The 15558-nt window shown below is 67.4% G+C and carries 12 protein-coding genes; 2 read left to right on the top strand and 10 right to left on the bottom strand.

Features of this window, described 5'->3' with window-relative positions:
- Positions 1–175: 175 nt before the first annotated feature.
- Both RZ1_RS23580 and RZ1_RS30880 read right to left on the bottom strand, forming a co-directional pair.
- Positions 176–502 carry a hypothetical protein gene (locus tag RZ1_RS23580; RefSeq protein WP_072814942.1) on the bottom strand — a complete coding sequence of 109 codons (327 nt, stop codon included), beginning with the start codon at positions 500–502 and terminating at the stop codon, positions 176–178.
- Entirely contained in the window at positions 499–1290 is a 792-nt protein-coding gene (locus RZ1_RS30880) for a hypothetical protein (RefSeq protein WP_174565234.1), read from the bottom strand. Before RZ1_RS30880 ends, RZ1_RS23580 begins: the two co-directional genes overlap by 4 nt.
- A 283-nt stretch (positions 1291–1573) precedes the next feature.
- On the opposite strand from RZ1_RS30880, the gene RZ1_RS23570 reads away from it, so the two are divergent.
- Entirely contained in the window at positions 1574–2005 is a 432-nt protein-coding gene (locus RZ1_RS23570) for a helix-turn-helix domain-containing protein (protein WP_072814941.1), read from the top strand.
- A gap of 319 nt (positions 2006–2324) precedes the next feature.
- Here RZ1_RS23570 and RZ1_RS23565 read toward each other — a convergent pair whose 3' ends face one another.
- The 8 genes from RZ1_RS23565 to RZ1_RS23530 all read right to left on the bottom strand — a co-directional run bounded on the left by RZ1_RS23565 (position 2325) and on the right by RZ1_RS23530 (position 12144).
- On the bottom strand, positions 2325–2909 hold the full coding sequence (locus RZ1_RS23565; RefSeq protein ID WP_072814940.1) for a hypothetical protein: 585 nt from the start codon (positions 2907–2909) through the stop codon (positions 2325–2327).
- Positions 2910–2922: 13 nt separating this feature from the next.
- Positions 2923–3504, bottom strand: a complete 582-nt coding sequence (locus tag RZ1_RS23560) for a hypothetical protein (protein ID WP_238071637.1) — start codon at positions 3502–3504, stop codon at positions 2923–2925.
- 230 nt (positions 3505–3734) lie between these two features.
- On the bottom strand, positions 3735–5315 hold the full coding sequence (locus RZ1_RS23555; protein WP_072814938.1) for a peptidoglycan DD-metalloendopeptidase family protein: 1581 nt from the start codon (positions 5313–5315) through the stop codon (positions 3735–3737).
- Entirely contained in the window at positions 5312–6169 is an 858-nt protein-coding gene (locus RZ1_RS23550) for a superantigen-like protein SSL4 (protein WP_072814937.1), read from the bottom strand. The genes RZ1_RS23555 and RZ1_RS23550 overlap by 4 nt, the downstream gene beginning before the upstream one ends.
- Positions 6169–8343, bottom strand: coding sequence for a hypothetical protein (locus tag RZ1_RS23545; RefSeq protein ID WP_072814936.1), 2175 nt, complete (start codon positions 8341–8343; stop codon positions 6169–6171). Before RZ1_RS23545 ends, RZ1_RS23550 begins: the two co-directional genes overlap by 1 nt.
- Complete coding sequence (locus RZ1_RS23540; RefSeq protein WP_072814935.1) at positions 8340–11399, bottom strand: ATP-binding protein; 3060 nt, start codon at positions 11397–11399, stop codon at positions 8340–8342. Before RZ1_RS23540 ends, RZ1_RS23545 begins: the two co-directional genes overlap by 4 nt.
- Positions 11399–11794 carry a hypothetical protein gene (locus RZ1_RS23535; protein WP_072814934.1) on the bottom strand — a complete coding sequence of 132 codons (396 nt, stop codon included), beginning with the start codon at positions 11792–11794 and terminating at the stop codon, positions 11399–11401. The genes RZ1_RS23540 and RZ1_RS23535 overlap by 1 nt, the downstream gene beginning before the upstream one ends.
- 41 nt (positions 11795–11835) lie before the next feature.
- Complete coding sequence (locus RZ1_RS23530) at positions 11836–12144, bottom strand: hypothetical protein (protein WP_072814985.1); 309 nt, start codon at positions 12142–12144, stop codon at positions 11836–11838.
- 1237 nt (positions 12145–13381) lie between these two features.
- On the opposite strand from RZ1_RS23530, the gene RZ1_RS23525 reads away from it, so the two are divergent.
- Positions 13382–15556 carry a type IV secretory system conjugative DNA transfer family protein gene (locus RZ1_RS23525; RefSeq protein WP_072814933.1) on the top strand — a complete coding sequence of 725 codons (2175 nt, stop codon included), beginning with the start codon at positions 13382–13384 and terminating at the stop codon, positions 15554–15556.
- Positions 15557–15558 lie beyond the last annotated feature (2 nt).

The following is a 15558-nucleotide window of genomic DNA, read 5'->3' as shown; positions in this document are numbered from 1 at the left end:
TCTTTTTTTGGGCTATATCACTGCACTGTGTAGTTGATGGTTAGCTCGTCTCAGATCACTCGTGCATAGATGCACCTCCTGTGTGTTTGACCCACTTCAGCACCCCACATCACACCATGCGGAACCCCTTCGATTGCGGAGGCACGCATGCAAGAAATGCGAGGTGTGGAGTTGGTCATGCGCGCAGTCGACCTTGTGGCAGGACGATCGACTTAGCGAAGGCGGCGACCTGTTCGATCTGCTCGATCGAGGCCGTTTCCGGATCGGATGCGACGAGGCCGACGGTGTCGACGATCGTCGTGAACCCGCCATCGGCGGCGGGACGGATGGGCGACATGATCAGCGGGCCGTATGTGTCGACCAGCTCGACCAGATCCATGACGGCCGGCGTTGCGGTTCCACTGACGAGGCGGCCCTTCAGGGCGCTGTCGATAGCGAGAACTGCCCACTCTCTGCCCTCACGGTCCACTGCAATCGATCCAGGTGTCGAGTTCAGCGTCATGCGGCTGCCCCCTCGAAGAGTGCGAGCTGGCGTCCCACTGCGGGAACTGCCGGAGCCTGATCGGCGGTGCGCCGGGTCGGGCGAGTCCGCTTCTTCTTCGGCCGACCACGATGATCTGCGAACTCATCGACCTTCTGGGCCGTGACCTCGGCGCCTCTGACCGTGAACAGCCTGCCGGCGATGATCTGCTCGCTGATCTTCGCTCCAGCTGTGAGTCGGCTCTCCAGCTCTTTCTCACACTGCGTGAGCAGCGGGCAGATCGAGCACGCGGCCATAGCGCGCTTCCACGGTGCCGCCTCATGTCCGGTGACGTTCCATGCCGACCCCTTGCCCGCACACAGCCCCTGGCCAGCGCACGGCTGGGTCATAGGTGCTTTGGATCGGGATTCGAGTTCAGCGGCGATTCGGCGCGCGGTGGGGCAGAGACGCACTCGCCCGGAGTAGACGAACCCGCAGCGCCGGCACCGGCCCTGGCCGGAATGCTCGCGCGCCATTGCGCGGAGTCTGCTGGTCGAGTAGCCGCCGAGCGACGACTTCTGCTTCTGGGGCCGGGTATCGATCGCGGCCATCTCACGCAGCGCGTCGGCAACGTGAGGGCACAGGGGGGAGACCTCGGTATATGCGAATCCGCAGCCTGAGCAGGCGGTGCCGTCCTGATTCGGGCGGTGCCGGAGCAGGATCTCGCGATGAGGTCCGTCGGCAAGCCGAGTGTCGTCGATCTCCACCCGGACTGGGTTCGATCCGGCGGTCGCTAGGTGCAAGGGCCCAGCGCCAACTAACGTGTTCATTGCAGTCTCCATTTCTGCAATCGAGACCGCGGGCCGCTAACCCGCTGGTCTCTGGCTTGTTCGACTGCGGCTAACAGTCGACTTGCTGTCTCGACGGTCCCTCAGCTGCGGCTAACAGCTGGGGGACCGTTCAGTTTTCGACACTCATTCTCACCACCCATTACCCCTCATCTATACAACCTTATTTAATCGCACTTGTATGTGCGCATCGTATCGAGAGGACTGCACAGTGTCTAGCGATGACGACTTCACCAGGAGGACCCGGTCTGTGAGCCGACGAGTAATGCGTGGGTTTAGCGCCGAAGCGCTGCGTAAAGCCCGCCGCGATGCCGGCTTTTCCCAGACGGAAACCGCGCGTGTCGCACGCGTTGGTGCGGACACGATTCGTCGCTGGGAACAGGGTGAGTCCTCGCCGCAGGTCGATCTGCTCGCAAAGGTCGTCGAAGCGCTGGGCGTCGAGATCGCCGATGTTGTGCACGTCCCGGAGGGGGAGCGCTATCCGGGCGACTGGCGCGTGCTTCTGGGGCTTACGCAGCCTCAGCTCGGCGCGAAGGCGGGCGTCGCCACCCAGATCGTCAGCAGCGTCGAGCGCGGCGTGATCTCGCTGTCCGACAATGCCGCAGCAAAGCTGTCTGAGGCGCTTGAGATCCCTGAGAGCGAGCTGCGATCCAGCTACGAGCGGGCTCGTAACCGCCCGGCCGGCGAACCTGCGTAGTCCTCGTACCGGACGAGTCTGACCCCGGCTGCTTTGGGCGTTCGCGTCTCGCATGTCGTCCTCCGATTCCGGGTAGCTGGAAGCAGACCGCACGATTTTCGTGGGGCCTTCTGCTTCCAGCCGGGAATCACTCACCGACCGGCGCGCACGCGGAAGAGACATCTCCCCCGAATGAGTTGAAACATACTTCAGGCAAAACAGGTCATGCAACCTCATTCGTCCAGTGTTTCGCTCGGTGTGATGGGCGCCACCGTGTCGGGCTGGAGGGGGATCGCGCCCATTTCACCTGCATAAATGACACGTCCCAGGTCGATCGCACCTACTGTGCGCCCCGCAGCTCCACATAGGCCGCCCGAGCGGCGGGAAGGGCCGCGGCATACTCCGAAGCTGCGGTCTCGCTCTTCTTGTAGAAGTGCTCCGACTCGACGTACCCGCGCGAATCCGCTTGCTGCACTGCCAGGGCGTACGCCACCGGGTCGGCGGCGGCGACCGCGACCTTCGTGGCGTTGTCCATGAACGTCTCTGTCGCTGCCCTGACCGCATCCGTGGACTCGGCGCCGATGTTGTACGCGAAGCGCCAGCCGTAGATGTCCCGAATATCAGATGCCGGCGGGGCCATCGGCAGCCCCGACCGCCACCCGGTCTCGGCTTCCCCAGCAAGAAGAGCCGCGATTGCCTGATCCGGTGTTCCTCCGCGCTGCTCCACGGTCTCGATGATCGCCGCCGCGTTGTTCTGGTGGATCTCGAACAGCAGATCGGTGCTGTCGTCACCGAACGGCGAGACGGCCGCGGTGGTGGTTTGCGTGCTGGGCGGGGCAGCAGCGGGGGAGTCGTCGCTGCTGCACGCGGCCAGGCCGACAGCGAGAGCCGCGGTGATCAGGGCTGCAAGGCTCTTGCGGTTCAAAGGTCCTCCGGGATCAGTAGCGAATGTCGTCGATGAGCCACCGGTCGCCCTCGCGGACGATGGTGACCCACACCGTGGTGTCAGGCTTGACGGTATCGGTCGTGTTGCCGGCCACTGCGGTCTGCTTGATCGTCGCCACGCGGTGGACGACGGTGTCGGTGTCCTCGGGGCAGCCGGAGCATTCGATGCTGACATCGGCGATGACCTTCGCTCCCTGCTGTGCCCACTGGCCCCACTGCACGCCCGGGCCCCGCTCGGTGCTGGCATCGACGATCATGCGAGCGGCCAGAGTGGAGGTCAGCCAGGTGCGTGCCCGCCCGTACGCGTCGTTCTGAGTCGCGTCGGTCGCCGGGTACCAGGTGAAGGCCACCGTCAGGCCCTGTCGAGCTGCCTCCTCGGCGGCGCTGGAGACCGCCGACGGCTCGATGGTGACTACGTCGGTCGGCGCCACCGTGGTGGTGGGCACCGCGACAGTCGTAGAGGCAGCCGGGCTCGCCACGTCCTCGGTGTCGTCGGTTCGCGAGACACACGAGTAGGTCAGGAACCCCACAGCAGCGACGACCAGTCCCACGACGACGAGCTTTCGCGCCCTCACATTACTCTCCATCTTGCAAGCAGAAATAGGCTTCTAGCACGGTAAATGACACGTCCCCTCTCGGCCGAATGGGTACCTCGCCGATCGCCGCTGTTCCGACATCGCCTTCCTCCTGTCGTGGTGTTGTGCCGAGATCGGTCTCTGCGCCACGGCGCGCGGGAGTCAGCGGTGAGAGATCCCCCGATGCGACCCGCGCAACTGGCCTTTCAACTGGGACGATGACATGTCCCCTACATCACCCGGCGGGCCTTCATCCCGCTCTGAATCGGGGCTTCCTTGACGACGTCGCCCGTTGTCGGAGCGTGGACCATCTGGCCGTTTCCGGCGTAGATCCCGACATGGCCGGGCCCGTTCGGCCCCCAACTGCCGAAGACGAGATCGCCGGGCCGGGCCTGATCGATCGGGATCTCGACACCGACACCCCACTGCTGCTCCGATGTGCGGGGCAGCGAGACCTTGCCGGCGCTGGCCGCATGCACGGCGAACGAGGTCAGTCCGGAGCAGTCGAACCCGCCGCCGGAGGGGCCACTGGTGCCCCCGCCACCCCAGACATACGGAGTGCCGAGATATTCGCGTGCGGCCATGACGACTTGGCTGCTGTCACCCGATGCGTTCGGCACGAACCGGCCACGAGAATTGGGATTGATGAACGTCGCCCGCGCTGCGGTGATCTTCGCGACGTAGTTCTGCGTCTCCGCGTACGGCGGGACGCCGCGATGCAGCTGCACCGCGCCGGGACCGGCGTTGTATGCAGCCAAGGTCAGGGCGACCCGATCGCCGGGTATCCCCGAAACATCCTGGTAGAGCGCGCACATGAAATGTGCCTGCGACATCACCGCATCGCCGATCGAGTTCGGGTCGGCCTTCCCGTCGCCGTCGTAGTCCTTGCCCCAGGTGCCCCACGTGCCGGGCATGAACTGCGCCGGCCCCAGCGCACCGGACGGTGACACCGGAGCGTTCGGACCGTGCCGGAAGTTGTTCTCCTGCTGGAGCTGCGCGGCCAGCAGCGGGGAATCGATCTCCGGGCACACACCGCCTGCGCGGCGAAGCCACGGCTCGAACTCGGCCGGCACGATGCCGAACGCCAGCTCCCCACCACCGGCCATACCGAACCCCGAGCAGTCGGCCGTCGACCGAGACGCGGAGACCAGCTGCACACCGCTGCCCTGGTTCACGTCGATGAACACCGGTGTCCCCGCACTGCCCTGCTGCTCGATTTCGGGGAGCACGCTCACCGGGTCGATCGCGGTGCCGCCCTGCAACCTGCCGCCCTGCCAATACTCGAAGTGCAAGTGCGGACCGGTGCTGCTGCCGGCGTTCCCGATGTCGGCGATGTGATCGCCTGCTGCGACGCGTTGACCAGGCTTGACGTGGATACCGTCGGAGAACATGTGCCCGTAGACGGTGCTGACCGGTGTGCCGTCGACGTTCGAGTCGATGATCACCCAGTTCTCGAACCCGACCCCGGGCGGTTCACCCGAAGACCCTGCGGCGACGACGATTCCGTCGAGTGCGGCGAGGATCGGTATACCGACCGGACCGGCCAGATCGTCACCCTGATGCTGTGCACCCCACCGTTCGCCGAAGCCCGACGTGTAGGTCGTGGTGCCGGGGCGGACCGGCAGACGGATCGGGCCGGACACGGTCAGCCCCAGATCCCGCGGGATCGACGACGAGCCGGTGTCGGTCGGAATGTTGCGGCACGGGTCCCGGGGAATCACCGGTGCGCGCGTCGCGCAGGCGGCCGTGCCGAGGACGATCGCCGCGGCACCTGCGAGCAACAGCGCCTTCCGGGCGCCACCGATGCTCACCGTTGCCCCGGGATCGGGGTGTCGAGGTCCGGGATCGGAATCGGACCGGGAACGGGCGTCGGATCGTCACCGCCGCCGGACTCACTCGACGGCTCGTCAAGGTCATACGTCGGCTCAGGAGCAGCCGCCTGGGTCGAGGGCGACGACGGCCGCGGGGCGGCCGTCTCGGTCTCGGTGGTGGGCGACTCTGCCGACGGGCGGGGCGCGGACGTGGTCGTGCCCGGGGTGGCCGTCGGCGCGATCCTGCTCACCTCGGAGAGATCGAGGGTCGGCAGGGGAGTGTCAACTACCCACCGCTTCTTTCCGCCTGACAACTCCTCGACCACGACCGGAATATGCATGTTCCCGGCCTGTGTCGGCACCGTCACTCGTGCGTGCTGCGTCCCGCCGGCCCCATCGACGAGCGTGCTGATCGTCGGCCCGAGGATGATCACCGGAGTCCGCGGCCGCGCCGCCACGGTGATGTTCCCCGGCTTGGCCGTGGTGTAGCGGCCGATCGCACGGATCCACTTCGCATCCGGCAGCGTCGTGTCGACGAATGCGTGCGCGTAGGCCATCGCGGTGGCCGGCGCACTGGACGCAGCCCAGGTCGCCGTCTTGGCGACCACGAGGGACTCGCTCACTTCGTCGAGCTCGTAGCTGATCGTCTCGGCCGCGGCGGCCGGTTCGACCGAGGTACCGACCGCGTCGGCGCTGCCGGCCGCAGCCCGCGGCTGCGGGTCTTGGCCGACCACCGCACCGATCGCGAACAGCACCGCCGCGGCACCGACCACCGCGATCACCAGGTTGGTGCGGGAATAGAGCACCCACCGCCGAATCGGTGCGAGAACAGGGTTGGGTCCGGACTGAGACATCAGAGGTACCGGTCCCTGGCTGTCGGGCCGTCCGCGGCTGCGGCGGTCCAGACCGCGGCGCCGCGCATCGGCTTCACCGACGAGCGGTCGGACAGGGCCGTGGCACGGCCGGTCGGCTGCTGACCTCGCGAAGGTGTGTAGACCTTCATCGGCGCGATCGCCGAGCGGTCACCGCCGTCCCACCGCTGGGAGACGCTGGCGGTCAGCAGTTCCTTGCGGGCGCGGCGGTCCTGGACGATGCTCTCGGCCTCGTCCTTGTCGAGCCGCCTCCAGGCCGCGGCACCGGATTTCGCGGCGCGGTCGGCGTCCTTGTCGTCCACCGTGCCCTTGCCGCGGGCCAGATCCTGGCCGGCCACCGCGGCGATCCCCGCGATCCGTGCCTCCCGCTCGGCCGCGGCGTCGGGCCGGCCACCGAGATGGCCGTCGAGGCCCAGGCGTGCCTTGCGGGCCTCCACCCTCGACTTGGTGATTTCCTGCTGCCGACGGTTGCTGAGTGTGCGTCCCTCGGGCCTGGTGGTGAGCCGATCGCCGCCTCCGGATCGGTCTGCGTCGCCGTCGTCGCCCTTGGTGCGCCGTTCCCAGCGGTCCGCCGCCATTTCCGCGATCCGGTGGCCACCCGGTACACCGGCTGCCGCGCTTGCGGCGGCGAACGCCGTGCGCTTGATGGCCTGCTTCGCGCCGCGGGCCTTGCGGTTGACCATGCTCGCGCTGTTCTGCGAGAACGTTTGGGTGATCCGCTTGAACGGCCGCAGGATCGCCCAGCACGCGACGGTCAGCAGCACCATGAACCACAGCCGCCAGGTCCCGTCGACCTCGCCGTTGGAGTCGACGTACAGCTGGACCAGCACCATCAGGTAGAGGGCGACGATGACCGCTCCGATCACGCCCCACATGTAGGCGGTGCCGAGCATGCGCAGGATGCGGGCCAGCCATCCGGCGGCAGCGATGGCGATCGGAACCCAGAGCGGCGAGAAGAGGATCGCGACCCGGATGGCGAGCAGTGCCACCAGCTTCAGCAGGGATGCGCCGATCCACAGGGTCGAGGGCAGGGCCAGTTTGAGCATGCCCATGAAGCCGGTGGACGTGCGGCCGGAGTCTTTGCCCTGGAACTGGTAGTAGGAGAGCTGGTAGTCGTCTTCGAGGTCCGAGACGATCTCGCGGAACTTGTCGGCCTTCGCTTCGGCGAGCTGCTGCTGCGCCTTCGGGTCGTCCTTGACCTCGTGCTGCTCGGCGTAGGTGAAGGCCAGGGAATCGCGCAGTTTCGGTCCGAGCCCGGCTTGGTCAGTCGCGTCGTAGTTGGTGCCGAACCAGCCTTTACGCCAGTCCGGAAGGAAGATCTTGTCGATCAGCACGTTTCGGGGATCGGTGGGCCCGCCGCCCGCCAGGGAGCCCCCCTCTCCCGGTCCGTCTCCGAATCGTACGGAGAGGATCTGGTCCTGGGTTTCGGTGATCACCGAGCCGAACGTCTCGTCGGCGACCTGGACCGCCTTCTGCGGCGCACCGACCATCAACGCCCCGAGGGCGAGGCCGGCCGCGGCGACCGCCGAGGTTCTCGTGACCCCGGCGGTATCGGCCTTCATCGCCTTCCACAGAACGATCGCGGCCACGACGGTCAGGCTGATCCCCAGCCACTGCCAGTAGACCGCGCGCATGCCCTCGGTGATCGAGTAGACGATCCGGTCGAACTGTTCCAGTGCGGGCGTGACGCCCGCGTCCTGGGCTTGCTGCCCGGTTTTGGTCTGGTCGTCGAGCCAGAACGCCGCGGCCGCCATCGACTTCCCGATCGTGAGGAAGGCATTGCCCATCGTGGTGTCACCGACGGCGTCCGGCGCGCGGACCAGGTCGTCACCGCAGCCGAGGTCGTAGGTGTGCCACTTCAGGCCCGCCCAGCCGTAGGTCTCGTAGCCGGTACCGCCGCCGCCTTCGCGTGCGGGCCGGTCGGCGCTGGACGAGTCGAAGGTGGTCTCGAGGACCTCGTTCGGGAACTCCGGGGTCGGGACTTCCTTGCAGTCGAACCCGCCGGCCGCGGCGACACCGCCACCGAGAACGATCCACGAGACCGCGGTCAGCATCAGCACGGCCAGAACACGCCCCACACGGCCCGTACGCCACCCGAAACGGCGCGGGACGAGGGAACGGCACTCGCGCGCGGCCAGGGGCCGCTGCGGGCTCATGCGGCACCGTCCACTGCGGCGCGGGTCGCCCGCGAGTCCAGTGCCTCGAACACGTGCGCCAGGTGCACGAAGTGCGTCCAGTCCGAGCGGATCAGCTCGATGTCGTCGGCCATCTTCACGATGAACCGGCGGGCCTGGTCCAGGTGCTCGGTGTCGGTGTCCTCGTCGAGGGTGTCCTCGCCGCCGCCGCCGAGATCGGCCAGCAGCGATTCGTAGCCCTCGCCGGTCGGCAGGTTCAGCAACTTCAGGGCGCCTTCGATCGCGTGGGCGTTGCCGCCGAGGTCACCGATGATCACCTCGTAGGTCAGCGCCGACTTGTCGTCGGTGCCGTCGACGCCGAGGTAGTCGTCGGGCAGCTGCGAGCACACCAGCGCGCGCACCTTGTACTTGCGGCTGTCGCGGGCGATGCGCAGGTTCAGGGTGCGGCCGGCGCCGGTTTGCTCGAGGTACTTGTTCTCGTCGAGGAACAGCACCTTGCGCTCGTAGCGCGGCAGCTCGTAGACGAGACGGTTCGCCATCCACGCGGCCATGTGCATCAACGGGCCGGCCATCCGCTGCTGCGGGGTCCACTGCGACGGGTCGGTGCCCTCCGGGGGCAGTTGCAGACCGGGCATGGTCAGCACAGTCAGGCGCACCGTGCGGTCGATGTCCTCGGTCTCCGGGCCGGCACCCGACTCGGGGAACAGGACGCGGGCCTCGGCGAGGTTGGCCATCATCGCCAGGTCCTGGTGCACACTCTTGGCGCACGAGCGCAGATCCATGTTCGCGTCGGTATCGCCGATCGCGGCGATGGCGTCGAGGACTTCGCGTAGGTTGTGGTGCCGACCGCCGCCGACCATGTTCGCTGCGGTCTGAAGCACCGTTTCGGTCCACTCGTGGTCGAGTCGCGAGGGCGTGAGCATCATCTTCAGGACCGAGACCGCCACCGAGATCCGCTCGGCTTCGGCGGCGCGCACATCCGCCTCGTACTGTGCCTGCGCCGCAGTGACCGGATCGGCATCCTCGGCGTAGTCGATGTGGGTCGGGTCGTACTCCGGATCGTCGCGGCGCGGATCGACGATCACCCGGTACGGGTTGAGCGAACCGGGCCGCGAGGTGCGTCCGGTCAGTGCTTGCACTTCGGCGACGCCCCGGAACTCGGGGAGCTGGGCGAGCTTCTTGAGCGGTCCGGACGGGTCGAGCACCACGCCGTAGGCGCCGGCGCGGACGGCCTGGTAGACGAGCATGCCGGCCAGGAACGTCTTGCCCGATCCGGGCACCGCCACGATCGGGGTCAGACCGGACTTGTGCTTCTTCTCGTGCGCGGCGAACAGGTCCCACACTGCCGGGCGTGGTGCGATCGAGGCGGTCTGCCCGATCACGACGCCGGTGCGGTCGCCGATCCGGTCGCCGACCGCGGCCATGCCGGCGGAGAGGGCCTCGACGTTCATCCGGCGGCGGTGCGCGATGTTGGCGAGCGGCTCACCGGGGATGAATTCGCGTAGCAGCTGGTACTGGCCGTGCTCCTGTTCCAGGCGGATGCGCGGGGCGTACATCTCCTGGAGCATCGAGACCTTTTCCTTCGCCTCCTCGGGCGAGGAACCGACGACGACCACCCGGTACCAGCCTTCGGTGCGCACCGACAGGCCTGAGTGGTCTTCCTCGATGTCGGAGATCACGCGCTGGGCGAGCGCGTGCTGCTCGGCGAGTTCCTGCGGCGGGACCTGGTCGTGCTCGACGGTGTAGTGGTCGAACTGCGCCTCGATCTTCGAGGTCAACCGGCGCAGGCTGTAGACGGTCTGGCTCTTGGTCTTGAGCACGATGCGCTCGGACCATTCCAACGGCTCCCCGGACGGATCACCGATGACCTGCCACGGCAGCATCCGCTCCGGGATCGGCAGCGGCGCCATGCGCCCAACCGTGAGCACGATCGCGTAGCCGGTGTAGTCCCGGCCGCCGACCTGACCGCGCACCGTGGTGTAGCCGTCGCCGGGCGTCAGCTCCAAGTTGGCGAGGTCTTCGAGCGCCGCGACATCGGACTGCTCCCAATCGCCGCCGCCGGAGATCACGCCCTCGGCGTCGAGCGGCAGCCCCAGCGATGCCGACCGCAGCAACAGGTAGTCCATCTGCGCCGCGGTGGCGGGCCTGGCGCGCACGCCCTGACCGGACAGGTGCCGCTCGATCGTGGCCAGGTGATCGGCGATCGCCTTCTGCTCGTTCAAGAACGCCTCACGCGCCCACCGGCGCACCAGCCGGGCAACCGCACCGAGCCCGGGGGTCTGCACGACCGGAAGCAACCAGTCACCGACCGTATCGAGGCTGCGCGCAAGCGCCGAGCGCGGCGGCAGCTCGACGCCCCAGTAGCGGCCCTTCTGCGTGGGGTTGCCCCACAGCATCGCGTGCTGCTGACCGCGCAGATAGTCCGCCCACGACAACGCGCCCGGGACGTCGGGGATCGGCTCGGCCCACGCGTCGTGAGCTTGGGCCCACTGGCGCACCGGCCACGGGGTGCGCACCAGCCGGCGGTGCAGCCCGGTGACGCCGGATTCGGCGAGGTTCGCCACGACCAGGCCCTCGTTCTGGATGTAGCGGCGCTGCCTGCCGACCGGGCGCATGTTCCACGGCCCCGGCGGCTGAACGAACCACGCGGTGGACTGGGTGCGGGTGCGGGTGACATTGCCTTCGACCCCGACCAGCTTCAGGCGCACCGCCTTGCGCTCACGATCGACGCGCTGCTTCGCGGCCTTCTCCTGGCGGGTGAACTCCGTGTCGGCGTTGTCCTTCCCACGCTTCGTCCGGCCGCGCTTGTCCTTGCCTGCACGCTCCGGCTGCGCGATCGGGGCGGCCGCCGGCGGCGCGACCGGCACCGCTGCCATTGCGCTGTCCGGAACTCGCGACCACGCCAACTCTCGCGGCGGAGCGGTCGGCGGTGCCGTCGGCGCGGTGGTCGCTCGACTGGCCGCCATCGCGGCCGCCCACGACGGCGGAAGCGCGCCGGGGGGAACGACGGCGGGCTCGGGCTCGTCGAAGTTCGGATCGAACAGCGCAGCAATGTCGTTGTCGGGCTGCAAAGTCATCAGAAGGACTTCCCTTCGTTCGGCGATCCGCCCTGTGCGCTACGAGGGGCGCGCAGAGCGGCAGGAATGCGCACCGCGACGGTCTGACCGCGGCGGGGCGGGCGCGGAGCAGTGAGGTCGTTCCACGCGGCTTGGAAGACCGATCGAAGGGGGCGGTCGGCGTTGACGTACTTGGTGACCTTCGCGGTGATCACGTAGGTGATCGCGATCATGATGGCGAAGGACATGAAGCTCAGGGGCACGTGCACGATGGCGCGGCCGATGATGAACAAGGTCAGGAATAGTGCGAAACCCAAGCCGAGTGCGGCGTATCTGATTCGGACCGGAAAGGTGAGCCCGGTCGGTCCGAGATAGTGCCGGTCGACCCGGTACAGCAGATCGTCGTTGTCGATCACAGTTCGCTGCCTTTCGATCGTCGGTCGGTCCGCGGGACGGGTCAGACGTAGACGCCGAACAGGCTCAGAATCCAGTTGCCGATACCGGCTGCGGCGTTCTCGCTACTCGCGATGCCCAGGTACGCCATCCCGATGAGGGACAGACCGCCGACGGTGAACACCCGCGAGAGGTTTCCGCGGAAACCGCCCACCAGAACGACACACGCGATCCCGAGGAGGATCACGAGGATGACGTTGTCTTGAATCCACGCGCGCAGGCCGCCGGTGGAGACCTCCGTCGTCTGAGCGAGGACATCGACGTTCGAAGCCGCGGCGATTGCCAGGTCGGCGAGTGTGGGCGTAAGGGACATGAGCACTCCATCGCTGAGTTCGGTCGGTGCACCCGAAAGTGGATGCGCGTGACCGTAAGACGAATCCGCGTTTCGCCCCAACGGGGTCCCTGCACCCGAGAACAGCCATCGGTCGAGGTCGGCGGGGCATGCGGGTGCCGAGAGACTTTTTTCAGCGATGTCTGACCGTGGTGTGGTCTCCCGTGTGAAGAACCCGCTACGCGGTCCGGAAGGGATATGCGCGCGCACGTGATTCGCAACCGCAACCCGAGCAGCGACGAAGAACCTGTGAAAGGACCTGTGGGCAGTGTCGATCAGACCCTATGGGGCGTATCAGTTATGGGTGCTCATATGCCCCCTACATCCCATAGCGGCTATGTGCTCGCATAGAGACCGACGGAGGCGGGTGTCGAGCGGCCGATGCGCACGGTATCGGCGGCGGTACCGAAGAGGCTTCCGGTGGCGGAGCTGTGGCAGGCCCGCGGAGCGCGCGGTGAGTGTCGGCGAGATGGTGCGCGGGGAACACGCTCGAATGAGCGGTGAAACGAGCGCGGGAGTTGAGCGCTGAAACAGGCGCTGGATTTCGGCGGTGGATTCGAGCGCTCGAAAAAGCGCCTCACACGCCCACCCCTCCGGGGTCACTCCCCCCTCGTTCCTCGGGGGGAGTGTAATCCAGAATTCCGCAGGGCGCCAACGCTATTCGCAACCGCCCATGTCGGACGCTATCCGTAGCGCTCGGCCCACCGCTGACGCGAGCGCTCGCCGACCGATCATCCGATCGCGTCCTGGAGCGCTCCGACCACCGCTCGACAGAGCGGTCGCGCCGCCACGCCCATGCGCTCGACAGAGCGGTCGCGCCGCCACGTCCACGCGCTCGAAACAGCGAGTCGAATGAGCGCAGCACACCAGCTGACCGCACCGCCCGGAAGAGCGCTCGAAACAGCGAGTCGAAACGCGCGGTACAAGCGGTCGACGGAGCGGTGCAGCGAGCGCTGCAACGACCACGGAAAAACCGCAAGATCGACCGTCCGCGCGAGCCATGAAACCGACACTCGTGCGAGCGCTCACCGAACACGTTGATAGACACGCCAACCCGACACTGCCTATCGGTGGACAACCTCGCCCGATGACATGCCGATGGGTGCGCCGAGGAGGGGGGTACCCCGTTGGGGGAAAACGCCACTTTCTGCAACTGTGCTCGCAGACGCCTCCCGGACGGCGTTGTCAGGGACGTCGACACGAGCGAAAGGCACAGGCAGTGAGCGGAAGTCCAGACCCACTCAAGGACTGGTTGGTCGCTACGTGGCGCGACACGTTCGGCGATCAAGGCCCCACGCGTGGCACACAAGGAGCCGCGCGCGGCATGCAGGTCGGCGCAGACGGCCAGCCGACGCGCGTCACGCGTTTCTTCCCGTTCTCGCCGATCGTCTGCGGGGCTGCGGCCGTCGGCTTCTACGCCCCCCGAATCGCGTCGGCGGCTGCGGGCAACGAAACGGTCGTCGATGCGCTGACACAGCTGCACGACTACAGCTGGCCCCTGGCCGTCGCAGCGGTCCCGCTGGTCGCCGTCGATGTCTCTCGCCACCGCACCCGCAAGTGGTCGCGCATGCTCGAATCGATGGTCCGCCAATCCACCGGGCACCTGCCCACGAAAGTCACCGTCACGTTCCCCTCCGGGTGGCGCGCCATCCGCCGCGCAACCATCAAGCTGCCCCGCGGCACGGTCATCCGGCCCAAGCAGTTCGAGGAACTGTCCCGCGCGATCGAATCCGCTTTCGGCGGCAGTGCAGCGTCGGAGATCAAGGTTCGCCACGATGCGCGCCGCGACCGCATCGTCGTCACCCGCGAACCGATCGCCCCGGACACCCGCAGCGAGCGCCACAAGGTCCTCCAGGACGCGCTCGATGATGCCTCGATCTTCAAGAACCCGAACGTGAGTGTGGAGACCATCGACGAGGACGGCATCGAAACCGGCTACCGCGTCGGCTTCGACAAGTCGATGAACGCCGGATCGCCCGGCTTCCAGATGAAGGTCGACGAAGCTCTCGCCTCACTTGCCGGTCCGCACGAATCGGGCCGCAACTGGACCACCGACTGGTATCCGGACAAGGGCTACCTCGTGATGCGTCTGGTGACCGCGATGCCCGAGCGTGTCGATCATCCGCTCGCGCTGGTCGACGAGAACCTGCGTCACCTTCCCTATGCGACCGGTGCGGCCGACCGGATCATGTACTGGGATGTCTCGACCAGCTCCAACAAACCGCACTGCCTGATCGTCGGCCCCACCGGTGGCGGTAAGACCTCGGTGATCCGCACGCTGCTCACCGAAGCCGCGCGCCGCGGCATCCCGTTCGTCGGCGTCGATCCGAAGATGATCGAACTCGACGGACTCGAGGGCTACCCGGGGTGCGGGGCGATCATCTACGACGCACTGCGCGCAGCGATGTTCGTGCGCGCCCTGCACACCGAGATGATGGCCCGCAACGCCTACATCCATCAGATGAAGATCGAAGGCTCGCAGCTGCCGCTGATGATCGCGGTGCTCGACGAATTCTTCATCCTCTCCGGCAAGTGGCAGCGTCTGGCCAAGACCGGCGACGACGAGACCCGCGCGCTACTCAAGGAACTCGACCCGCTCGGCGCGTGGGCCGATCTCGCGGTGCTCGCCCGCTCGGCCGGGATCCGGTTGTTGCTCGGCGTGCAGCGCCCGGACGCGTCCCTGTTCGGTGGAGCCTCCGGCAACGCGCGCGACAACTTCGGCACCCGCATCAGCCTCGGCAACCTGTCCCAGGACGGCGCGCTGATGATGTGGGGCGACTCCACCGTCAGCCGTGAGGTCGACACCTCGGTCAAAGGCCGCGGTATCGCGCTCGGCGATGACGGAAACCCGGTCGATGCGCAGATGTGGTGGACCCCGAACGTCGACCGTCATCCGAACAAGTGGAACCAGCTTTCGGCCGGTGAGAAGTCGATCATCGACGGGCTCGTGCCGGCCGAGGCACCGCAGTTCGTCTGCTACTCGCCCGAGCTGGCCGAGTTCATCGAATCCGAACGCGCCCTGGCCAAGCGGGCCCGCCGCCACGGCAGCGCCCCCGAACCGATCGTCGTCGGCGCGACCCGCACCGACGAGGGCGCGGTGTCGATGACCAAGAGCGCCCCCGAACCCGACCCGGAACCTGCGGTCGACGACGACTTCGCCGACGTCGTCCCGGCATCGAGTGTGGTGGCCGGGCAGACCGTGCTGATCGACAACGAGGACGGCGAACTCGTGCCGGTCGCCGTCGACTCGGTCGACGTCCGGCGCGGCAAGAAGGGCGAGGTTATCGAGACCGTCCTGACAGTCGGCACCGGCCGCGTGAAAACCCGCATCACCTTCGACGCGACCGGCGTCGTCGTCCTGCCCGAACCCGACCTCGTAGGAGCGCCTGCATGACC

It is taken from the genome of Rhodococcus zopfii NBRC 100606 = JCM 9919, assembly GCF_001895025.1.
GTDB classification, from domain to species: domain Bacteria; phylum Actinomycetota; class Actinomycetes; order Mycobacteriales; family Mycobacteriaceae; genus Rhodococcus; species Rhodococcus zopfii.
The sequence above is the reverse complement of the archived record's forward strand: the minus strand, read 5'-3'. Positions and strand labels throughout refer to the sequence as shown.